At 70.4% G+C, this 21,484-nt stretch carries 15 protein-coding genes; 2 read left to right on the top strand and 13 right to left on the bottom strand.

Translation table 11 applies throughout. The features are described from left to right. Window positions 1-100 precede the first annotated feature (100 nt). The 10 genes from purF to Q343_RS0102110 all read right to left on the bottom strand — a co-directional run bounded on the left by purF (window position 101) and on the right by Q343_RS0102110 (window position 14,081). Window positions 101-1,648 (bottom strand): amidophosphoribosyltransferase, encoded by a 1,548-nt coding sequence (purF, locus tag Q343_RS0102155; RefSeq protein ID WP_029251949.1) that lies wholly within the window; start codon window positions 1,646-1,648, stop codon window positions 101-103. 70 nt (window positions 1,649-1,718) lie between these two features. Then, window positions 1,719-2,096: a hypothetical protein gene (locus tag Q343_RS0102150; RefSeq protein ID WP_029251948.1), complete on the bottom strand. Its 378-nt coding sequence runs from the start codon at window positions 2,094-2,096 to the stop codon at window positions 1,719-1,721. Window positions 2,097-2,158: 62 nt separating this feature from the next. Next, on the bottom strand, window positions 2,159-6,868 hold the full coding sequence (locus Q343_RS0102145; RefSeq protein ID WP_029251947.1) for an ExeM/NucH family extracellular endonuclease: 4,710 nt from the start codon (window positions 6,866-6,868) through the stop codon (window positions 2,159-2,161). Window positions 6,869-7,071: 203 nt separating this feature from the next. Further along, window positions 7,072-7,446, bottom strand: a complete 375-nt coding sequence (locus Q343_RS0102140) for a sterol carrier family protein (protein ID WP_029251946.1) — start codon at window positions 7,444-7,446, stop codon at window positions 7,072-7,074. Between the two features lie 100 nt (window positions 7,447-7,546). Continuing rightward, entirely contained in the window at window positions 7,547-8,422 is an 876-nt protein-coding gene (locus Q343_RS0102135; RefSeq protein WP_052366781.1) for an ABC transporter ATP-binding protein, read from the bottom strand. Beyond that, window positions 8,422-9,279, bottom strand: a complete 858-nt coding sequence (locus tag Q343_RS0102130) for an ABC transporter ATP-binding protein (RefSeq protein ID WP_029251944.1) — start codon at window positions 9,277-9,279, stop codon at window positions 8,422-8,424. The genes Q343_RS0102135 and Q343_RS0102130 overlap by 1 nt, the downstream gene beginning before the upstream one ends. Then, a complete protein-coding gene (locus Q343_RS0102125; protein WP_029251943.1) occupies window positions 9,276-10,310 on the bottom strand; it encodes an ABC transporter permease in 1,035 nt (344 codons plus the stop codon). Before Q343_RS0102125 ends, Q343_RS0102130 begins: the two co-directional genes overlap by 4 nt. Next, complete coding sequence (locus Q343_RS0102120) at window positions 10,303-11,292, bottom strand: ABC transporter permease (RefSeq protein WP_029251942.1); 990 nt, start codon at window positions 11,290-11,292, stop codon at window positions 10,303-10,305. The genes Q343_RS0102125 and Q343_RS0102120 overlap by 8 nt, the downstream gene beginning before the upstream one ends. Before the next feature lie 80 nt (window positions 11,293-11,372). Beyond that, window positions 11,373-13,082 (bottom strand): ABC transporter substrate-binding protein, encoded by a 1,710-nt coding sequence (locus Q343_RS0102115; protein ID WP_029251941.1) that lies wholly within the window; start codon window positions 13,080-13,082, stop codon window positions 11,373-11,375. A 273-nt stretch (window positions 13,083-13,355) separates the two neighbouring features. Beyond that, a complete protein-coding gene (locus Q343_RS0102110; protein WP_029251940.1) occupies window positions 13,356-14,081 on the bottom strand; it encodes a copper homeostasis protein CutC in 726 nt (241 codons plus the stop codon). 156 nt (window positions 14,082-14,237) lie between these two features. Between Q343_RS0102110 and Q343_RS0102105 the strand changes: the two genes are divergently transcribed. Further along, the gene (locus tag Q343_RS0102105; protein ID WP_029251939.1) at window positions 14,238-16,469 is read left to right on the top strand and encodes an NADP-dependent isocitrate dehydrogenase; all 2,232 of its coding nucleotides are present in this window, start codon (window positions 14,238-14,240) and stop codon (window positions 16,467-16,469) included. A 90-nt stretch (window positions 16,470-16,559) separates the two neighbouring features. Here Q343_RS0102105 and Q343_RS0102100 read toward each other — a convergent pair whose 3' ends face one another. From Q343_RS0102100 to Q343_RS0102090, 3 genes are all read right to left on the bottom strand, one after another. Beyond that, window positions 16,560-16,925, bottom strand: coding sequence for a hypothetical protein (locus Q343_RS0102100; protein WP_248616719.1), 366 nt, complete (start codon window positions 16,923-16,925; stop codon window positions 16,560-16,562). A gap of 129 nt (window positions 16,926-17,054) precedes the next feature. Next, window positions 17,055-19,421 carry a phosphoribosylformylglycinamidine synthase subunit PurL gene (gene purL / locus Q343_RS0102095; RefSeq protein ID WP_029251937.1) on the bottom strand — a complete coding sequence of 789 codons (2,367 nt, stop codon included), beginning with the start codon at window positions 19,419-19,421 and terminating at the stop codon, window positions 17,055-17,057. 133 nt (window positions 19,422-19,554) lie between these two features. After that, window positions 19,555-20,451: a LysR family transcriptional regulator gene (locus Q343_RS0102090; protein WP_029251936.1), complete on the bottom strand. Its 897-nt coding sequence runs from the start codon at window positions 20,449-20,451 to the stop codon at window positions 19,555-19,557. 72 nt (window positions 20,452-20,523) lie between these two features. Between Q343_RS0102090 and Q343_RS0102085 the strand changes: the two genes are divergently transcribed. Continuing rightward, entirely contained in the window at window positions 20,524-21,483 is a 960-nt protein-coding gene (locus Q343_RS0102085) for an EamA family transporter (protein ID WP_052366780.1), read from the top strand. The last annotated feature ends 1 nt before the right edge of the window (window position 21,484 follow it).

Raw genomic sequence — 21,484 nt, 5'->3', positions numbered from 1 at the left:
CGGGAAGAGCGGGTCGTCGGTCGAGCCTGTCGAGACCCGGCGACCGTCGATCGAGCCTGTCGAGATCGGCCGACCGTCGATCGAGCCTGTCGAGATCGGATCACGGTTGTTGCAACGCCGTGCCGCCACCCGCACTCGCGGTGAGGTGGCGCAGCCCGTCCTCCGGCGCGCCGAGCGGCAGCTCGTTCTGCTCGAGCAGCAGCTTGCCCAGACGGTCCTCCGGGGGAAGCTCGATCGGGTACTCGCCCGTGAAGCAGGCGGTGCACAGCTGGGACTTCGGCTGTTCGGTGGCGGAGATCATGCCCTCGGTGGAGATGTAGCCGAGACTGTCGGCGCCGAGCGACGACCCGATCTCCTCGGGGCTCAGCCCGTTGGCGATCAGCTCGGCCCGCGACGCGAAGTCGATCCCGTAGAAGCACGGCCACTTCACCGGCGGGGAGCTGATCCGCACGTGGACCTCTGCAGCCCCGGCCTCGCGGAGCATCCGGACGAGTGCCCGCTGGGTGTTGCCGCGCACGATCGAGTCGTCCACGACGACGAGCCGCTTGCCACGGATGACCTCGCGCAGCGGGTTGAGCTTCAGGCGGATCCCCAGCTGGCGAAGCGTGTCGGACGGCTGGATGAACGTGCGCCCGACGTAGGCGTTCTTGGTCAGCCCCTGGCCGAACGGGATCCCGGACTCGGCGGCATAGCCGACCGCGGCGGGGGTCCCCGACTCGGGGACCGGGATGACGAGGTCCGCGTCGACGTGGTGCTCGCGCGCGAGCTGGCGACCCATCTCCACGCGCGCGGCGTGCACAGAGCGGCCGTTGATGGTCGCGTCTGGACGCGCGAGGTAGACGTACTCGAAGACGCAGCCGGCCCGCTCGATCGGCGCGAACCGCTGCGAGCGCAGGCCGTTCTCGTCGATGGCGATCAGCTCGCCCGGCTCGACCTCGCGGACGTACGAGGCACCGACGATGTCGAGCGCAGGGCCTTCCGAGGCGACGACCCAGCCGCGCTCGAGACGTCCCAGCACGAGCGGCCGGACGCCCTGCGGGTCGCGGGCGGCGTAGAGGGTGTGCTCGTCCATGAAGACGAGGCTGAACGCCCCCTTGAGGTGGGGCAGCACCTCGAGGGCGGTCGCCTCGAGCGAGTGGTCCGGGTCGCCCGCGAGGAGTGCGGTCACGAGCGCGGTGTCGGTGGTGTTGCCCCGGGCGAGCTCGCCGCGGCGCTGGCTGCCGTAGCGTTCGGCGACGAGGTCGACGAGGTCCGCCGAGTTGGTCAGGTTGCCGTTGTGCCCGAGCGCGACGGTCCCGCCGGCGGTGGCTCCGAGGGTCGGCTGCGCGTTCTCCCAGGTCACGCCCCCGGTCGTCGAGTACCGGCAGTGCCCGACGGCGAGGTGTCCCTTCAGGGCGTCGAGAGCCGTCTCGTCGAAGACCTGGGACACGAGGCCCATGTCCTTGTAGACGAGGATCTGCTCGCCGTTGCTCGTCGCGATGCCTGCGGACTCCTGCCCGCGATGCTGCAGCGAGTAGAGCCCGAAGTAGGCGAGCTTGGCGACCTCCTCACCGGGGGCCCAGACGCCGAAGACGCCACAGGCGTCCTGGGGGCCCTTCTCGCCAGGCATGAGGTCGTGATTGAGTCGGCCATCTCCGCGGGGTGCCACGGCCCTATCATCCCACACCGGCCGCCGCGCGCAGAAAGCCGTCCGAGTTGAGGGCGCGGCCGACGGAGAACTACCTGTCGCGCGAGCGAAGACTCCGTCGATCGGCCATCACCGCGAGGAACCCTGCGAGCAGCACGGTGAACGTCGTCGTTCCGAGGACGACCACCGTGAGATACACGCCGGGCTTCATGAGGCCGCCGGCACCGGGCGTCGAGAGCACGACGGCGCCCAGGACCAGACCGAGGACGATGCCCACGATCGCCCCGGTCCAGAAGAAGGCCTTGTAGCGCGGTGCACGCCGCACCGCGGCCGGGTCGATCACGTCGTCGACCTCGACCTCGTCGGCACGCTCGTCGGACTGATCGTCGAGACGCTCGTCGCCATCCGTACCGACTGGCTCGTCACCAGAGACGGACGGGGGGCCGGAGGCAGGCTGCTCGGTGCTCACACACCGAGGCTACCTGCGCTCCGACCCCCCGTCGTCATCGGGTGATCAGCCGCACGCCGAGATCAGGCGCACTCCCCCAGGTCCTTCCACGGCCCCCACGGGGTCGCGGCGGGCGTCTGGTTGCGGGTCCACCACTGAGCCTCGTACTGCGTGCCCTCGTAGACGACGACGTCGCCGCGCGTGTAGACGGCACTCGCGGTCCACTCCTGGCCGCACGAGGTCTCGGCACCGATCTGCTCCCAGGGGCCCCACGGCGTCGCGCCGGGAACCTGCCCACGGGTCCACCACTGCGCCCGGTAGGTGGCCCCCTCGTACGTGACGACGTCACCTCCGGTGTAGACGACGGAGGCGTCCCAGGCGGGAGCTCCGGCGTCGGCCGTAACCGTGAGCGGCACCCGGACCGTCGTGCCCGACGGCTGGGCGACGGCCCAGAGGTCGTACTCGCCCGCGGCGGCATCGGCCGGGACCGACACGGAGAGGTCGGCCGCTCCCTCGGAGACCGAGGCTGTCCCGACGGGGGTGCCGTCGGCCGGCTCGCCCCCGCGTGCGACGAGCGACGCCTCCACCTCGGTGTTGAGCGGGCTGCCGAGCGACGTGAGGTCGAGGTCGGAGACCGCGACGGTCACGTCGGTGCCGGCCGCCACGGGCTCTGAGGGAGCCTCGACGACGACACCGCGGCGTGCGAACGTCGGCTCGAGGTCCGGGTTCTCGCCCAGGTACTCGACCCACGCGTCACGATCGACGAGACCCGTGTCGCTGACGTCCGTCCCGTCGCGGAAGACCCGGAAGTTGTCACCACCGGAGACGAGGAACGAGAACGTCGCGACCGTGTACTCGGCGGACGGGTCCAGCGCAGCACCGTTGATCGTGATGTCCGTGACGTTGTCGCCGGGCGTCGCGTTCCCGTCGGCCGTCGTCGCCGTGTAGGTGACGTTGTCCGAGAGGCCCAGCGCCAGGTACGGACGCTGCGGACGCTCGCCCGACTCCGTCGTCTGCCACTGCTGCTCGAGGAGGGTGTCGATCTGCTCGCCCGTCAAGGTGACCGTGTAGACGTTGTTGACGAACGGCAGGACCGCGTTGGCCTCCGCGTAGGTGATGACGCCGTCATCGCCGTAGTAGAGCTCGTTGCGGAGACCGCCAGGGTTGACGACGCCGATGTCGGCACCGCCGCGCCCCGCGCTGTTGAGGGTGTCGCGCAGCGAGTTCGCCACGGTCATCCCCAGCGAGGACTCCGACGCGCGGTCGTCCCGGGCACCGCCCTGGTAGCCGTCCGCCGTGTACTCGCCGCCGCTGAACGCGGTCGTGATGTCCGCGGCGACGGAGCCCACGGGCTGGGCGCCGATCACGTCGGCCTCGGCGATCGCCGCGTCGACGATCTGCTTGACCTCGGCGACACGCGGGTAGGTCGAGACGAGCTGGTCCGCCGAGGTCGACGTGCGTGCCACGTTCTCGGCGCTCGAGGCGAGGATCTCGCCGTCCGCGCCCACCGTGAGCGACACGTGACCGATGAACTCGCCGTACGAGCCGGTCTGGATGATCGGCCGTGTGCGGTCGGTGCCCGGGACCGGCGCGTCCCACGCGTACTGCTTGTGCGTGTGACCCGTGTAGATCGCCGCGACGCGGGGATCCGTGTCCTCGACGATGCCGGCGAACGGTCCGCCGGCTGCGACCTCGTCCTCCAGGCTCGCGCCCTCGGGCGTGCCCTCGGACGCGCCCTCGTGGATCATCGCGACGACGACGTCGGCCTCGCCGTTGGCGGGGTCCCCGTCCATCAGGTCGTCGGTGACGCGGTTGACGGCTTCGACCGGGTCGCCGAAGTCGACGTCGGCGATCCCGTCGGGCGTGACGAGGGTCGGCGTCTCTTCGGTGACGGCCCCGATGAAGCCGACGTCCACGCCGTCGACGTCGATCACGGCGTACTCGTCGAGCACGGGGGTGGTCGTGCCCTTCGCGTAGACGTTGGCACCCAGGTAAGGCCAGCCCGCCTCGTCGGTCACGCGCCCGGTCAGGTCGTCGATCCCCTGGTCGAACTCGTGGTTCCCGACGGCCGAGGCGCGCAGCTCGAGGGCGTTGAGCACGTCGATCGTCGGCTGGTCCTGCGCCACCGCGGACGCGAAGAGCGATGCACCGATGTTGTCACCGGCGGACACGAACACGGTCCCGTCGGGGTTCTCGGCACGCAGCTCCTCGACGGTCCCGGCGAACGCGACCGTACTGCTGTTGATCCGCCCGTGGAAGTCGTTGATGCCGAGCAGGTCGATCTCCGTCTCCCCCGCCGTCGCGGCGAGGTCGAGGCCGACGATGATCGGGTCGTGGTCAGAGGACCGGTACGGCGTCTCGTCGTAGAGGTTCGACACGTTGTAGTTGAAACGTGAGTACTCGTTCGCCACCGGCTCGTACGCGTTGATGTTCCAGATGTCGGTGCCGGTGACGTCGGCGAGCGCCGCCTCCGAGGCGAACACGTGGTCGAGGGATCCGACCTGTCCGCCGAACGAGTAGGTGTACTCACCCGTCATCGCGCCGAGGTCGGTGTACCCGGCCTCGTGGAGCACGACGAGCGGGTCCTCCATGTCGTAGGCGTTGAAGTCGCCGACGAGCAGCACACGCTCGGTGCCTGCGTCGGCCGCGACGTCGTCGGCAAAGGCGGCGAGCGCCGTCGCCTGGTTCACGCGCGACTGGTTCGACGCGCCCTGACCGTCGCCCTGGTCGGCGTCCTCGCCGGACCCCGATCCCTTGGACTTGAAGTGGTTCGCGATGACGACGACGTCCTGGTCGGCCGTCCCGCCCACGGGGCGGAACGTCTGCGCCAGCGGCTCCCGGGCGTTCGAGAAGGCCGGGTCGTCGAGCAGGATCGTCGAGGCTCCGACGGTCTCGGCCGCGCCGGCCCGGTAGATGAAGGCCGTGCGGATGACGTCCTCGTCGGCGGGGGTGGCGTCCGGGGACGCGACGGCTGCCCACGTGTCCGCACCGTCGACGGCGTTGAGGGCCGCGACGAGGTCCTCGAGCGCGGCGTCGCGGTCCTTGCCGAAGGCCTCCGAGTTCTCGATCTCCTCGAGGGAGACGACGTCGGCGTCCAGCGCGCTGATCGCGGCGACGATCTTGGTCTGCTGCCGCTCCAGGTCCTCGGAGTCCCAGGCGCCTCGGGCGTCGCAGCCGCTGCGGACCGTGACGGGGTTGCCCTCACGGTCGGTGTAGGCGCTGCAGCCCGAGAGGTCGGCGCCGAGGCTCGTGAAGTAGTTCAGGACGTTGAACGTGGCGACCTGCAGGTCACCGCCGACCTCTTCGGGTGCCTCAGTGCGCGTGTTCTCGAAGGTCGCGGGGGCGGTGTCCTCACCGGTGAGCTGCGTCGTCGGCTGCAGACCCCAGGTGCTGAACCGGTAGTCGAGGACGACCGGCTCCGTGAACGTCACGGCGGCACCGACACGGACGGGCTCGCCACCGGTGAGGTACGGCAGCGGCTCGTCGGCGTAGGAGTTCAGGTAGTCCCAGCTCGCGCCGTCGTCGAGCGTGACCGCACGGGCGGCGTTGTCGGCGACCTGTGCGGCTGCCTCGGCACTGCCGGGGCGTCCGACGGCGGTCGGCTGGACCAGCGGCGACGTCCCCGAGGCCAGGCCGACCGACCCGTAGCGGTTGGTCGAGTAGGTGTCGGTGACCGTGTAGTCACCCTCCGGGGCGAGGAGCATGCCCTCGAGGGCCTCACGGCCGGCGTCGTCGGCGGGCCAGGCCACCGTGGCCGGCTTGATCGCCTCGGCCGGTTCGGTCAGCACCTCCCACGACGTCGCGGCGATCTGCGTGAGTCCGTAGAACTCCGTGGCCTCACCGATCACGGAGACGTGGTCGCCCACCTCCACCTGTGCGGCTCCGGCGGCGGAGTAGACGAAGATTCCGTCCGACGCCGCGTGGTCCGCTGGCAGGTCGCCGCCGGTGCCCGGTGTCTGGAGGTAGAAGCCGTCGAACCCGCCGGTCGGGTAGGCGGCGGTGACGACGCCGGAGGTCTGCACCTGCTGCCCGGCGACGGGTGTCGACTCGCCGGAGCCCTGGATCTCGGCGATCGACAGCGCCGTCGGGTCCGTCGGGTCGGTCGGGTCCGTCGGATCGGTCGGGTCGGTCTCACCCGCGGAGTTCTGCGGGGTCACCGTCGTCGAGAACTCGAAGTCGAGCGAGTTGTCGTCGGCCGTGCCCGTGCGGGTCAGCGAGCCGACCGTGCCGGTGCCCTGCCCTGCGGGCGCCGGCGCGACTTCGAAAGTGTCCGCCGAGCCGTAACCGAGGAGGTCGACGACCGCGGTCCCGGGTGCCGTCGCGCCCTTGGGAATCGTGACGGTCGCGTCGTCCTTGACGAGGCCGATCACGCCGTTGGAACCGCTCGGGCTGAGACCGACCTCCGCGTCCGGCGTCGGGAGCTCCTCGCCGTCGGGGGTCGAACCGCCGTTGGCCGACGCCTGGACGAGAAAGTAGCCGCCCGGCTCGACGGAACCGTTCAGAGCGCCCTTGCTCGTGAACTTGGTTCCCGTCGCCGAGCCGTACTGCAGGCTCCACCCGCTCAGGTCGACGGCCGCGTCGGTCGGGTTGTAGAGCTCGATGAACTTGTGGTCGTAGGCCTGCCCGCTGCTCCCACCCACCAGGTATGCCTCGCTGATGACGAGGTGCTCGCCGTCCGGCCCGTCACCGGCGGGAGCAGCGAACGCCGTCCCCGCCACCGGGACGGTCATGGCGATCGCGAGTGCTCCCGCGGTCACCGCCCGCCGTCCGTGTCGCTGTCTCTGTGTGAACACATCTGCTCCTTCGCGTCGCGCCGGGGTGACCGGCGACGGATCGGCGTCACTGCCCTGTCGTCTGGATCAAACCGTGCACAGGTGAACCCCCGGTTGTGGTGGGGCATCCGCACGACGTCGTGCGGTGCACGGTTAGGCCTCCGCACGTTACCTGTGATGTACGACATAGTCATGTGAGCCACACGTGCCTCGAACTTCACCCACTACGGACGGGGACGTGCCGCCTGCAGCGGAAGAAGACCCGTGAGGTCGGCGCGGTCCCCCGACGCCCGGATCCGGCCCTGCGCCGTCGCGTCGCTCCAGGTCAGGGTTCCGGAGGCAAGCTCAAGCCACGTCTGCGGGTCGGTCTCGACGACGTTCGGCGGCGTTCCGCGCGTGTGGCGCGGACCCTCGACGCACTGCACGGCTCCGGCCGGCGGGATCCGCACCTCGACGGCATGGCCCGGGGCGACGTCCGCGAGCTCTTCGAGCGTGAAGCGGACCGCGGTCGCGACGGTCATGCGGTCGGTCGCACCGTCGCGCCATCCGGCGAGGGCTGCGCGGCCGTCGGTGGGGTCGATACGTCGTCGTGCGGGCACGAGGTCAGGCTACCGGCGGCACGACGAACGGCTCCCGAGAAGCTGAGTTCTCGGGAGCCGTTCGACGTGTTCCGGCGCGGTGACGGTCCGCCGCGTGGCGTCAGTCCTTGGCGGCAGCCGCCGCGAACTCGGCGCGGACCTCGTCGCGCATCTGCCCGATCCGCTCCGGGTTCGGTGCCGCGGCGAGCAGCGTCTTGGTGTACTCGTGCTGCGGGTTCAGGATCACCTCGTCCGACGGCCCCTGCTCGACGACGTCGCCGCGGTACATCACCATGATCTCGTCCGAGAAGTGACGGGCCGTGGCCAGGTCGTGCGTGATGTAGAGGACACCGAGGTTCTCCTGGCGCTGCAGACGGGCCAGCAGGTTGAGCACGCCGAGCCGGATCGAGACGTCCAGCATCGAGACCGGCTCGTCGGCGACGAGGAACCGCGACCCCGGGGCGAGCGCGCGGGCGATCGCGACGCGCTGGCGCTGGCCGCCGGAGAGCTCGTGCGGACGCCGCGGCGCGATGTCGGCTGCCGGGGTCAGGTTCACGCGCTCCAGGAGCTCGTGCACCTTCTCCTCGATCGTCATCCCCTCGGGGACGGCGCGGTGGATCCGCAGCGGGCGCTCGATGTGGTGTCCGACCGGATGGAAGGGGTTCAGCGACCCGAAGGGGTCCTGGAAGACCATCTGCACGTCCTTGCGGTACCGCCGCAGTCCCGCACCGTGCCGGGCGATCGGCTTGCCGTCGAGCAGGATCTGCCCCTCCGACGGCTTGACGAGCTGCATGATCGACTTCGCGATCGTCGACTTGCCCGAGCCCGACTCGCCCACCAGGGCGATCGTCTTGCCCGCCTCGAGGGTGAAGGAGACGTCGTTGATCGCCCGGATCTTCTTGTGCGCGCCACGGACCTTGTAGTCCTTGACGAGGTTGCGGACCTCGAGGACCCCGCCGCTCTCGCGCCGGACCTGCTGAGCGCTGTCGTCCGCCATCACGCCACCTCTTCCTCGCCGCGCACGAACCCGCCGCGCTCCCCGGTGAGGCTGGGGAACGAGCTGAGAAGCCGACGCGTGTACTCGTGCTGTGCGTTGGTGTAGATCTCCTCCGACGTACCGCGCTCGACGATCTCGCCGTCGAGCATGACCGCGACATGGTCGCTGATCTCGAGCAGCATCGGCAGGTCATGGGTGATGAAGACGACCGCGAACCCGAAGATCTCGCGCAGCCGCATGATCTCTCGGATGATCTCGCGCTGAACCACGACGTCGAGCGCCGTGGTCGGCTCGTCCATGATCATCAGCTGCGGCTCGAGGGCGAGGGCCATCGCGATCATCACGCGCTGCCGCATGCCGCCGGAGAGCTCGTGGGCGTAGCTGTCGATCCGGTCCGGGTCCACCCCGACGAGGCCGAGGAGCTCGCGCGACCGCTTCTCCTTCTCCTCGTTCCCCATCTCCGGGCGGTGCGTGGTGAAGACGTCGAACAGCTGCGCACGGATCTTGATGACGGGGTTCAGGGAGTTCATCGCACCCTGGAACACCATCGAGACCTTGTCCCAGCGGAACGCACGCATCTGCTGGTCGTCGAGCGCCCGCACGTCGATGTCCGTGCCGGACTTGTCGTGGAAGACGATCTCGCCGCCGGTCATCAGTGCCGGCGGGCGAAGCAGCCTGTTCAGGCCGTAGGCGAGCGTGGTCTTGCCGCAGCCTGACTCCCCGCAGAGGCCGAGGATCTCGCCGCGGTAGAGCGTCAGCGACACGTCGCGGACGGCCTTGACCACGGGCTCGACCTCGTACTCGATGGAGACGTTGCGGGCGGTGATCACCGGCTCACGCTTCTGGTCGACGCTCATGCGGTGGCCTCCTTCGACTGCTCGTCACGGGCCTCGCGGGCCTTGCGGACGGATCGTGCGGCTGCCGGTGCGGCCCGCAGCTTGGGGTTGATGACCTCGTCGATGCTGAAGTTGATCAGCGCGAGCGAGGTACCGACGAGCGCGATCAGGATGCCCGGCGGGATGAACCACCACCACGCGCCCCGGGTCAGCGCGCCGCCGGCCTGGGCCTCGTTGAGGATGGTCCCCCAGCTGATCGACCCGGTGGGTCCGAGACCGAGGTAGGACAGACCCGCCTCGCCGAGGATCGCGAAGATGACGCCGAAGAGGAACTGGGCCGTCAGGAGGGGCAGCAGGTTGGGGAGGATCTCGACCGCGACGATGCGCAACGGGCGCTCGCCGGCGATGCGGGACGCCGCCACGTAGTCGCGGTTGCGCAGAGACTGCGCCTGCTTGCGCAGGACCACGGCCGAGCCTGCCCATCCCGTGACACCGAGGATCGCGGCGACGAGCAGCGCCGACCTTCCAGGGACGAGCGTCGAGATGACGATCGCGAGCGGAAGGCCCGGGATCACGAGCATCACGCCGATGATCGTGTAGAGCACCTCGTCGGTCCATCCGCCGACGTACCCGGCGACCACGCCGAAGAGGATGGAGAGCGTCACCGCGAGGAGGCCGGCGGTGATGCCGACGAAGAGCGAGGTGCGGGCGCCGACCGCGAGCTGTGCGAAGACGTCGTAGCCGAGCGACGTCGTGCCCATCCAGTACGTCGAGTCCGGCGGGACGAGTGCAGGGTTGCTCGAGTCGCGCGGGTCGAACTGCCCGATCAGCGGCCCGAAGAGCGCGAACAGCACGATCGCGCCGAGGAGCGAGAGCCCCACCACGAGCTTGGCGGACGGCTTGCGGAACCGGATCTTGCGGCGGGCGGCGGGCGTGCCCGCCGGTGCGGGAGCCGTGGTCGTGGCGGTCGGGACGCCACCGCCGGCTGACTCGTCGACGACGGAGCCGGGAGCGCCCGCCGGGGTCTGGGTTGCTGTGGTCTGCTCAGGCATTCTGTCGCGCCCTCGGGTCGATGAGCCCGTACACGATGTCCGTGATGAACATGGTGACGAGAACGGTCAGGGTGATGACGAGGAACACGCCCTGCATCAGGGCGTAGTCGTTGCCCCGCACCGCGGTGATCATGAGCTTGCCGAGGCCCGGGTAGCTGAAGACCTGCTCCATGATCACCGAGCCGCCGACGACGAAGCCGAGGGCGATGCCGACTCCGGCGATGGAGGGCAGGACCGCGTTACGTGCGCCGTACGTGATCATCACGCGGCGGGGGCTGAGGCCCTTGGCCTCGGCGGTGGTCACGTAGTCCTCGCCCATGGTGGAGACCATCATGTTGCGCATGCCGAGCAGCCAGCCACCGACGGCGCTGATGACGATCGTCGCCGCCGGCAGGACCGCGTGGTAGAGCACCGAGCCGACGAAGGCCCAGCTCCACTCGGGGGCGTTGAAGACGAAGAAGTTGTAGCCGCCGACGATCGGGAACCACTGGAGCTGCACCGCGAACACGTAGATGAGAACGAGCGCGACCCAGAAGTAGGGCAGGGACTGCAGGAGGGTCGTCGACGGGACGAGCTGGTCGACCCACGTGCCGCGCTTCCACCCGGCCAGGGCGCCGAGGCCGATGCCGAGGGCGAAGGCGATGAGGGTCGCGGTCCCGATCAGACCGATCGACCAGGGCAGTGCCCCGCCGATCAGGCTGGTGACCTTCTCCGGGAAGAACTGCGAGGAGATCCCGAGGTCGCCCTGGGCGATCTGCTGCCAGTACTGGAGGTACTGCTCCCAGAGCGAGGCCTCGGGGTTGCCGAAGAGGCGCCTGATGTTCATGATCTGTGCTTCGGAGACGTCGCCCGACCTGCTCATCTGCGCGATCATGATGTCTGCCGGGTTGCCCGGCAGGAGTCGCGGGAGAAGGAAGTTCAGGGAGATTGCCGCCCAGAGCGTGATCGCGTAGACGACGATCCGCCGGCCGTAGTAACTCATCGATCGGTCTCGCTTTCCGGCGTACGGAACGCCGTGCACAGGTGGAACATCAGGCGCCTCTTCAGTGGCTCAGCAGCGTCTTACTCGGTGCCGCCGAGCTGGTGCAGCACGACGCCGGAGGCCCCGGAGCCCCAGGACGGCGGGAAGGCGTAGAGGTTGTCCTCCGTGGGCCAGCCCGTGTAGTCCGTCTGGTTGTAGAACGTCTGCGTCGCGTTGATCACGAGCGGGATGTAGGGGAGGTCACGGGTGATCTCCTCCTGGATCGCGGCGTAGGCAGCCTTCTTGGTGTCGACGTCGTTGGTCGAGGCAGCCTCGCTCACGGCGTCGTCGACGACCGGGTTCGAGTAGCGCGCGAAGCCCCAGTAGCCCTCGGGGATCGACTCGCCGACCTCAGAGGTCGCGGGACCGGAGAACCAGTCGCGGTAGATCTGGAACGGGTCCGGCACCGAGGTCCCGACGACACCGCCCATGATCATCTCGAAGTCACCCGTGTCACGGGCTGCGGCGAACTCGTTCCAGGAGATCGTCGAGGCGGTCACCTTCATGCCGGCGGCCGTGGCCTGCTCCTCGATGAGCTTCGCGGCGTTGTTGTAGTCGGTCCAGCCGTCGACCGACGTCAGCGTGAGCTCGATCGGGTCGCCGTCCTTGGCGTAGATGCCGTCGTCGCCCTTGGCGTAGCCGGCCTCATCGAGGATCGCGCCGGCGGCCTCGACGTCCGCGGTCTGCGGGCTCTCCGCCTCGACGTCGGGCGAGATCCAGTCGTCGTCGCGGCCGAGCAGCGCGAACGTCGGGGAGATGTCGCCGGCCAGGCCGACGAACGCCTTGTCGTTGATCTGACCACGGTCGATCGCGAGGTTCAGCGCCTGACGGACGGCGACGTCCGTCTGGTCGCCCTCGCACCCGAGGTCGGCGTTCGAGCAGGTGTAGAGCACGGTCGGGTCCTGCGGCGTGTTGATGTAGCCGAGGTTCGCCGAGGCGACGAGCGAGTCGGCGTCCGGCACGAACATGCCGGCCCAGTCGAGCTGGCCGGTGCGCAGGAGGTCTTCGGCCGACTGGTTGGCGTCGATGCCGATGTAGCGGACGCTCTTGACGTTCGGCTCGCCACCCCAGTAGTCGGGGTTCGCCTTCGCGGTGTAGGCGGCGTCGGAGAACGTGTCGAGCAGGTACGGGCCGGTCCCGACCGGCTCGGCGTTCGGCCAGGTCAGCGGGTCCTCGCCCAGGTCTGCCCAGACGTGCTCGGGGAGCATCCAGGTCGAACCGAGGATCGAGAACTCGTTGGTGAACTGCGCGCCGTCGAAGGTCACCTTGACGGTCGTGTCGTCCACGGCCTCGGCGCCGGTGATATACGCAGGCTTCGAGTTCTCGTTGGTGAGCGAGTAGACGACGTCGTCGACCGTGAAGTCCTCGCCGTCGCTCCACTTGACGCCCTGGCGGACCTGGATCGTCAGCTCCGTGCCGTCCTCGTTGAACTCGAAGGACTCACCGAGCAGCGGCGTGGGCTCACCGGACGACGCCTTGTTGTAGTAGAAGAGCGTCTCGTAGACGCCACCCGTGGCGAGGTGCTGGACCTCGGGCGCGTACGGGTTGAAGTTCTCGGGGATCGGCTGCTGCGCGCCGGCCCAGACCACGAGCTCGCGGTCGGTCGCGGTGCCCTCGGCACTGGCGGTGGTCTCGTTCGAGTCCCCCTCCTCCGAGTCGCTCGAGCCGCAGCCTGCGGCGAGGAGGGACACACCGGCCACCAGGGTGACGGCCGTGTACAGGCGCTTGCGGCCCGTGCTTCGGATCATCATCGGTCCTTTCGGAAGGCGATGGTCGGCGTGTGCACGCCGCACATCGTTGTGCGTGGTCGCCCCCTGCGGGGCGTTGTGTGAGGAACCCTAACCAATGATTCTGGTCACACCGCCAATTGCTCTAGAAAGTTACCTAACCGAGACCCGGGCCTGACGAAAGGCGTGATGACCTGCATCGACACAACAGGCGCCCGTTCGACGGAGGGGCCATGGGTGGCATCGCTCCCACGCGGCACGGGACATTCCCGCGACCTACGCCCACATCGCGAGACGCTAGGCGAGGGCCCGAACAGCCTCGGCGGCGGCCGTCGCGATCTCCGCGCTCGTGACCTCGTAGCCCGCGTCCGCCCCACCGCCGGGGCCGGCGGCCTCCGCACGGAGCGTCTTGGCCGACAGGTGCACGGCGTCGACGCCGACGGCGGCCAGCGCAGCGACGTCCGAGGGGCGCACGCCGCCCCCGGCCATCACCTGAAGCCCCCCGTCCGCCGCACGGACCGTCTCCCCGAGCCGCAGCAGGCCGTCGGCAGCCGCGGCCGCACCGCCCGAGGTCAGCACCCGGGTCACACCCAGCGTCGTCAGCGCGGAGACCGACAGACCGACGTCCGGGACGACGTCGAACGCCCGGTGAAAGGTGACCTCACGCCCGTCCGCCGCCTCGACAAGTCGCGCCACCGCCTCGGCGTCCACGGCGCCGTCCACCGTGAGGACACCGACGACGACACCGGCGGCACCGGCCCGGACGGCCGCGCGCACGTCGCGCACCTGCGTGTCGAGCTCGTCGTCGTCGTAGACGAATCCCCCGGCACGGGGTCGGATCAGCGGGTGAACCCCGACGGTGCCGGCGGCGCCGACGGCCGCCTCCAGCAGGCCGACGCTCGGCGTCAGGCCCCCGGTCGCCCCGAGGGCGGCGCACAGCTCCACCCGGGCTGCACCCACGTCTGCGGCCACCCGCACCCCGGCGACGTCCTGGACAGCGATCTCGAGCACGGGGGCGGGCATGGTTCCTCCAGGGGTGTCGGGCGTGGCGGGGCCAGACTATCCAGCCGCGACCGCGCCCCTGCGCGCCTGCGGTGCGGCCGCGGGCACAGTTTCGACAGCGGGACGACGCGGAAGATATCTTGATATCAAACAATCTCTCCCAGGAGGACCCACCGCATGGTCACCGAGTCACAGCCCGACGCCGCCACGATCATCTACACGCACACCGACGAGGCTCCCCTCCTCGCCACCTACTCGCTCCTCCCGATCGTCGAGGCGTACGCGGCCAAGGCCGGGATTTCCATCGAGACCCGCGACATCTCGCTCGCCGGGCGCATCCTCGCGCAGTTCAACGACCGCCTCCCCGCGGACCAGCAGGTCGACGACGCGCTCGCCGAGCTCGGCGCGATGGCGACCACGCCCGAGGCGAACATCGTCAAGCTCCCGAACATCTCCGCGTCCGTGCCGCAGCTCAAGGCCGCCGTCACCGAGCTCCAGGAGCAGGGCTTCGCGCTGCCGGACTACCCGGAGCACCCGCAGACCGACGAGGAGAAGGACGTCCGCGCCCGCTACGACAGGGTCAAGGGCTCGGCCGTCAACCCGGTGCTGCGCGAGGGCAACTCGGACCGCCGCGCACCCGGCGCCGTGAAGAACTACGCCAAGGCGCACCCGCACCGCATGGGTGCCTGGTCCCCGGAGTCACGCACCAACGTCGCGACGATGGGTGCCGGTGACTTCTTCTCGAACGAGAAGTCCGTCGTCCTGCCCTCCGACGACTCCCTCACGATCCGTCTCACGACGCCGGAGGGCACCACGATCCTCAAGGACGGTATCCCCGTCCTCGCCGGCGAGGTCGTGGACGCCACGTTCATGTCCGTCTCGGCGCTGCACACCTTCATCCGCGAGCAGATCCAGCGGGCGAAGGACGAGGGTGTGCTGTTCTCCGCGCACCTCAAGGCCACGATGATGAAGGTCTCGGACCCGATCATCTTCGGGCACATCGTCGAGGCGTTCTTCCCCGACGTCTTCGCGCAGTACGGCGACCAGATCCGTGCCGCCGGCCTGTCCTCGAACGACGGCCTCGGCGCCCTGCTCTCCGCCACCGACAACCTTCCCGACGGCGAGGCCATCCGCGCCGCCGTCGAGGACGTCCTAGACAACGGCCCCGCCCTGGCGATGGTGGACTCAGACAAGGGAATCACCAACCTCCACGTGCCGTCGGACGTCATCATCGACGCCTCGATGCCCGCGATGATCCGCGGCGGCGGCCACATGTGGGGCATGGACGGCGGCGAGCACGACACGCTCGCCGTGATCCCCGACTCCTCCTACGCCGGCGTCTACCAGACCGTGATCGACGACTGCCGCACGCACGGCGCCCTCGACCCGGCCACGATGGGCACCGTCCCGAACGTCGGGCTCATGGCCAAGAAGGCCGAGGAGTACGGCTCCCACGACAAGACCTTCGAGATCCCCGCGTCGGGCACCGTCGAGGTCGTCGACGGCGCCGGCGAGGTCCTGATCTCCCACGAGGTCGAGACCGGCGACATCTGGCGCGCGTGCCAGACCCAGGACGTCGCGATCCGCGACTGGGTCAAGCTCGCCGTCACCCGCGCCCGCGCCACCGGCGTCCCGACGGTGTTCTGGCTGGACGCGCACCGCGCCCACGACGCCAACCTGATCGCCAAGGTCGAGCAGTACCTCGGCGACCACGACACCGACGGCCTGGACCTGCGCATCATGGCGCCGGCCGAGGCGTGCGCGTTCTCGCTCGAGCGCATCCGCCAGGGCCTCGACACCATCTCGGTGACGGGCAACGTCCTCCGCGACTACAACACGGACCTGTTCCCGATCCTCGAGGTCGGCACCTCGGCCAAGATGCTGTCGATCGTGCCGCTGATGAACGGCGGCGGACTCTTCGAGACGGGCGCCGGCGGCTCGGCCCCCAAGCACGTGCAGCAGCTCCTCGAGCAGAACTACCTGCGCTGGGACTCGCTCGGCGAGTTCTTCGCCCTCGCCGCGTCGCTCGAGCACCTGTCCGGCGTGGCGGGCAACCGTCGCGCGCAGGTCCTCGCGGAGACGCTGGACCGGGCCACCGGCTCGTTCCTCGAGCACGACCGCTCGCCGTCGCGCCGCCTGGGCGGCATCGACAACCGCGGGTCGCACTTCTACCTGGCCCTGTACTGGGCACAGGAGCTCGCGGCCCAGTCGCAGGACGCAGCCCTCGCGGCGGCCTTCGGACCGCTCGCGGAGAAGCTGGTCGCGGCCGAGTCCACGATCGTGGACGAGCTCGCCGCGGTCCAGGGCTCCCCGGCCGATGTCGGGGGCTACTACCGTCCGGACGACGCCAAGGCGTCCGCGGTGATGCGCCCCTCGGCCACGTTCAACGAGGCCCTCGCCTCGCTCTGACGTCCCCCGCGCGACGACGCCCGTCCGACCCTCGTGGTCGGGCGGGCGTTCGTGCGTCGCGGCCCGGCGCCGACGAACTGGGTCGACGGGTCACCAGGACCAGCCGCGCGAGCTCAGCTCGAGCTCCTCACGCAGGCGCTCGTCCGCGCCCTCCTGCTCCCCGGCACGCAGGATCCGCTGCGTCGTCGTCAGTCCCACCAGCTCGCAGGCCTCCTGCAGCAGTGCATCGTACGCGCCCCGGACCGCGAAGTAGTGGTGCGCCCGCCCGTACAGGGCACGGTCGGCCTCGATGCGCCGCAGCTCGGCGGCGAGCTCGCCCAGCCGGACCTGGACGCGCAGCACCCGCATCGGGTCGTGCTCGACGTGCAGGTCACGGCGCTTCGCCCGCACGCGAAGGAGCGCGGAGAGCACCACCATGCCCGCCACCACCGTCGCAACCGCACCCGCGAGCCACACGGCCGTCCTCCTCGTCCTCCTCGACGCCTCCTACGCTAGCGATGCGGAGGCCCGGGGGCCATCGGTGTCCGAGGACGACGACGCCCCTCCCCCTGCGTCGTCGGCAGGGGGGAGGGGCGTCGGGGTCGGTCAGCCGAAGATCGCGGGCAGCGTCCCCCGGTAGGCGGCGTCGGCCTCGGCCAGCGGGATCTCGAAGAGGCCCTCGACGACGAGCGCCTCGCCCTCCTCGTCGGCCGAGAGCGCACCGGTCTCGCCGAGCCTGGCGTAGGGCACGCCGCGGGCGACGCACGAGTCGGCGAGCTTCTGCACCTCGTTGCGCGGCACCGAGACGATCGCCCGCGCGGTCGACTCCGAGAACAGCAGCTCGAACGGGGTGACGCCGTCGCGCTCGCACACCTCGGCGAGCGACACCGAGGCACCGACCCCGAACCGCAGCGCGGACTCGAGCAGCGTCTGGACCAGGCCGCCGTCCGCGACGTCGTGCGCCGAGACGACGAGGTCGTCGCGGCTCGCGTTGACCAGCACACCGGCGAGCGCCTTCTCCGCGGCCAGGTCCAGCCGCGGCGGCAGCCCACCCAGGTGCTGGTGGACGACGTCGGCCCACGCCGAGCCGTCGAGCTCGCCACGCGTGGTGCCGAGCAGGAAGATCACCTCGCCGGCCTCGCGGAACCCGGTCGGCGTGGCGTGCGCGACGTCGTCGAGAACACCGAGGACGCCGACGACGGGCGTCGGGTGGATCGAGGAGTCGATCTGCCCGGGCTCGCCGGTGCCGTTGTAGAGAGAGACGTTGCCGCCCGTGACCGGGACACCGAGCTCCTGGCAGCCGTCCGCGAGACCCTCGATCGCCTCGACGAGCTGCCACATCGAGTCCGGGTCCTCGGGCGAGCCGAAGTTGAGGCAGTCGGTGACCGCGAGCGGGCGGGCACCGGTCGCGGCGACGTTGCGGAAGGCCTCGGCGAGCGCGAGCTGCGCGCCGGTGCGCGGGTCGAGCTTGGCGAAGCGGCCGTTGGCGTCGGTGGCCAGGGCGACCCCGAGCCCCGTCTCCTCGTCCACGCGGACCACGCCGCCGTCGTCGGGCTGGGCGAGGGCCGTGTTGCCCTGGACGAACCGGTCGTACTGGTTGGTCACCCACTCCTTGCTCGCGAGGTTCGGCGACGCGATCAGGCGCAGCGCGGTCTCTCGCAGCTCGATGCCGGTGGCAGGACGGGCGTAGCGAGCCTCGCCCTCCGGCCCGGAGACCGAGTCGGCGTTGAGCCCGTCGAGCCAGGCCGGGCGGGCGTAGGGGCGGTCGTAGACCGGGCCCTCGTGCGCGACGGTCCTGGGATCGACGTCGACGATCCGCTGACCGTGGTGGTCGATGGTGAGACGGCCGGTGCCGTTGACCTCGCCGATGACGGAGGTCTCGACGTCCCACTTGGCGGTGATCGCGAGGAATGCGTCCAGCTTCTCGGGCGTGACGACCGCCATCATGCGCTCCTGCGACTCCGACATGAGGATCTCGCCGGCGTTCAGGGAGGGGTCGCGGAGCAGGACGTCGTCGAGCTCGACGTGCATGCCGCCGTCGCCGTTCGAGGCGAGCTCCGACGTCGCGCAGGAGATCCCGGCCGCGCCGAGGTCCTGGATGCCCTCGACGACCTTGGCCGCGTAGAGCTCGAGGCAGCACTCGATCAGGACCTTCTCCATGAACGGGTCGCCCACCTGGACGCTCGGGCGCTTGGCCGGCACGCCGCCCTCGAAGGTCTCCGACGCGAGGATGGAGGCGCCACCGATGCCGTCGCCGCCGGTGCGCGCACCGAACAGGATCACCTTGTTGCCGGTGCCCGAGGCGTTGGCGAGGTGGATGTCCTCGTGCCGCAGCACGCCGAGGCACAGGGCGTTGACGAGCGGGTTGCCCTGGTAGCAGGAGTCGAAGACGAGCTCCCCGCCGATGTTGGGAAGGCCGAGGGAGTTGCCGTATCCGCCGACTCCGGAGACCACGCCGTGCACGACGCGCGCCGTGTCCGGGTGGTCTACGGCGCCGAACCGCAGCTGGTCCATGACGGCGACGGGACGCGCGCCCATCGAGATGATGTCGCGGACGATCCCGCCGACGCCGGTGGCCGCACCCTGGTAGGGCTCGACGTAGCTCGGGTGGTTGTGCGACTCGACCTTGAACGTCACGGCCCAGCCGTCGCCGATGTCGACGACGCCCGCGTTCTCGCCGATGCCGACCAGGAGGTGGCGCTTCATCTCGTCCGTGACCTTGTCGCCGAACTTGCGCAGGTGATTCTTGGACGACTTGTAGGAGCAGTGCTCGGACCACATCACGGAGTACATCGCGAGCTCGGCGGCCGTGGGGCGGCGGTCGAGGATGTCGACGATGCGCGCGTACTCGTCGGGCTTGAGGCCCAGGGCGGCGTACGGCAGCTGTTCGTCGGGGGTCGCTGCGGCGTTCTCGACGGTGTCCAGCGTGGGACGAGCGTCGGGGCGTGCGGCAGGCGTGGAGGCGGCGGTCATCGGATCCCTCGGGTGGAGTGGTCAGGGTGCGCGACGGCGCGGGCCTGAGTCTACCGGCGTCGCGACGTCGGCCCGGAGCCCGTCCGCCCTTCGGCCTCCAGCGGCGCTCCGGCGCCCTGGAGCGGGCAGCGGATCACCCCGCCTGCGCGATGGCAGCCCCACGCACCGCGGCGACGGCGGGAGACGCCGTCATCGACGCCCGCCAGACCACGTCGACCGGCCTGGTCGGCTCCGGGTCGCGGGCCGGGATCGCCACCACCGACGCGGGCAACGTACCGCGGCCCAGGCGTGGCACGAGCGCGACCGCCAGCCCGTGCGCGACGAGCTCGACCTGGGAGGCGAACTCGAGGCACCGGAACGCGACGGTCGGGGTCCGCCCGGCGTCGCGGAACATGTGGCAGAACCACTCGTGGCAGATCGTGCCCTCGGGCGACGACGCCCACGGACGGTCGAGCAGCTGCGTCGCCGTCACGACCTCCCGGCCCGCCAGCGGGTCGTCGCGGTGCACCAGCACGTCGGCGACGTCGAGAAGCACCCGTTCGCGCCGTAGCGCCGGCGGGATCTGCAGCCCGACACCCTCCCAGTGGTGGACGAGCGCGACGTCGGACCGGCCGGCCGCGACGTCGGCGACGGCGTCCCACGGGTCCAGCTCGCGCACTGCCACGTCGAGATCCGGGGCGTCGCGGCGTACCGCGGCGATCAGGCCCGGCACCAGGCCGCGCATCGCGGTCGAGAACGTGGCGAGCCGGATCAGCCCTGTCGGTTGCCCGGCCTCCGCCTGCACGCCGGAGCGCAGCGCCTCCACGCGGGTCGCGAGGTCCGCTCCCGCGGCAGCCACCTGCCGACCGGCGGCGGTCAGCACGACGCCGCGGCCCGCCCGTTCGACCAGCACGGCGCCCATCTGGGCCTCCAGCCGCTTCACCTGCTGCGAGATCGCCGACGACGTGAAGCCGAGCTCGTCCGCCGCTCCGCCGACCGAGCCGCAGCGGTCGATCGCGACGATGGCCTGAACAGCACCGAGATCGATCATGAAGCAATGCTACGACGTCATGGTCAAGAATCTTCGCTAGACATGAACAATCGACCGCCCGACGATAGGGCCATGCCCTCCCGCCACATCGCACTTGCCCTTCTCGTCGTCGCGATCTGGGGCTCGAACTTCGTCGTCATCGACATCGGCGTGGCCGACGTACCCCCGACCGTCCTGCTCGCCGTCCGATTCGTCGTCGTACTCTTCCCGGCCTTGCTCCTCGTGCCACGCCCGGTCGTCCCGTGGCGCGACGTCGTCGCCGTCGGGGCGTTCATGAGCCTGGGGCAGTTCTCCCTGCTCTACACGGCGCTCGCGCTCGGGATGCCCGCCGGACTCGCGTCGTTGGTGCTTCAGGCCCAGGTGGTGCTCACCGTCGTCGCCGCCGCACTCACGTTGCGGGAGCGACCGAACGGTCGACAGCTGGCCGGGGTCCTCATCGGCGCTGTCGGGCTCGGCGTCGTCGCGCTCGGCCGCACTGAAGCAACTCCGGCGCTCGGGCTGCTCCTCGTCGTGGCTGCCGCGACCTCGTGGGCGATCGGCAACGTCGCGGCCCGGCGTGCGGCAAGCCGCGCGACCTCGACGCCCACGGCCACCGGCGGGCTGTCCATGACGGTCTGGTCCGCGACCGTCGTCCCGGTCCCGCTGTTCGCGCTCGCGATGCTGACCGAGGGGCCGGCCGCCGTCGCCGACGCCGTCATGCACCCCACGGCCGCGGCTGTGCTCTCCACGCTCTACACCGCGTGGCTCGCGACGCTCGTGGGCTACGGCATCTGGAACACCCTGCTCGCGCGCTACCCGGCGTCGGCGGTCGTGCCGTTCGCGATGCTCGTCCCCGTCGTCGGCATCACCGTCGGCTGGCTTGTCCAGGGGGAGGTTCCGGGACTGTGGGAGATCACCGGTGGCGTCGTACTACTGCTCGGGGTGGCGGTGACGACGCTCCGTCGGGGCCGGCCCCGACGAGCGCGACCCGGTGGCCGCACGGCGTTCCCCGCGGGGACCGGCGCGCGACCACCGGGTCGGCAGCAGACTTGAG

Source organism: Paraoerskovia marina DSM 21750, assembly GCF_000701465.1.
GTDB classification, from domain to species: Bacteria; Actinomycetota; Actinomycetes; order Actinomycetales; family Cellulomonadaceae; genus Paraoerskovia; species Paraoerskovia marina.
This window is presented reverse-complemented; position numbering and strand designations above follow the sequence as displayed.

Coding starts and splice junctions, on each gene's coding strand:
- Q343_RS0102135 (WP_052366781.1), bottom strand. CDS start 8,422: ATGGCGGACGACAGCGCTCAGCAGGTCCGGCGCGAGAGCGGCGGGGTC.
- Q343_RS0102130 (WP_029251944.1), bottom strand. CDS start 9,279: ATGAGCGTCGACCAGAAGCGTGAGCCGGTGATCACCGCCCGCAACGTC.
- Q343_RS0102125 (WP_029251943.1), bottom strand. CDS start 10,310: ATGCCTGAGCAGACCACAGCAACCCAGACCCCGGCGGGCGCTCCCGGC.
- Q343_RS0102120 (WP_029251942.1), bottom strand. CDS start 11,292: ATGAGTTACTACGGCCGGCGGATCGTCGTCTACGCGATCACGCTCTGG.
- Q343_RS0102115 (WP_029251941.1), bottom strand. CDS start 13,082: ATGATGATCCGAAGCACGGGCCGCAAGCGCCTGTACACGGCCGTCACC.
- Q343_RS0102110 (WP_029251940.1), bottom strand. CDS start 14,081: ATGCCCGCCCCCGTGCTCGAGATCGCTGTCCAGGACGTCGCCGGGGTG.
- Q343_RS0102105 (WP_029251939.1), top strand. CDS start 14,238: ATGGTCACCGAGTCACAGCCCGACGCCGCCACGATCATCTACACGCAC.
- purL (WP_029251937.1), bottom strand. CDS start 19,421: ATGACCGCCGCCTCCACGCCTGCCGCACGCCCCGACGCTCGTCCCACG.
- Q343_RS0102090 (WP_029251936.1), bottom strand. CDS start 20,451: ATGATCGATCTCGGTGCTGTTCAGGCCATCGTCGCGATCGACCGCTGC.
- Q343_RS0102085 (WP_052366780.1), top strand. CDS start 20,524: ATGCCCTCCCGCCACATCGCACTTGCCCTTCTCGTCGTCGCGATCTGG.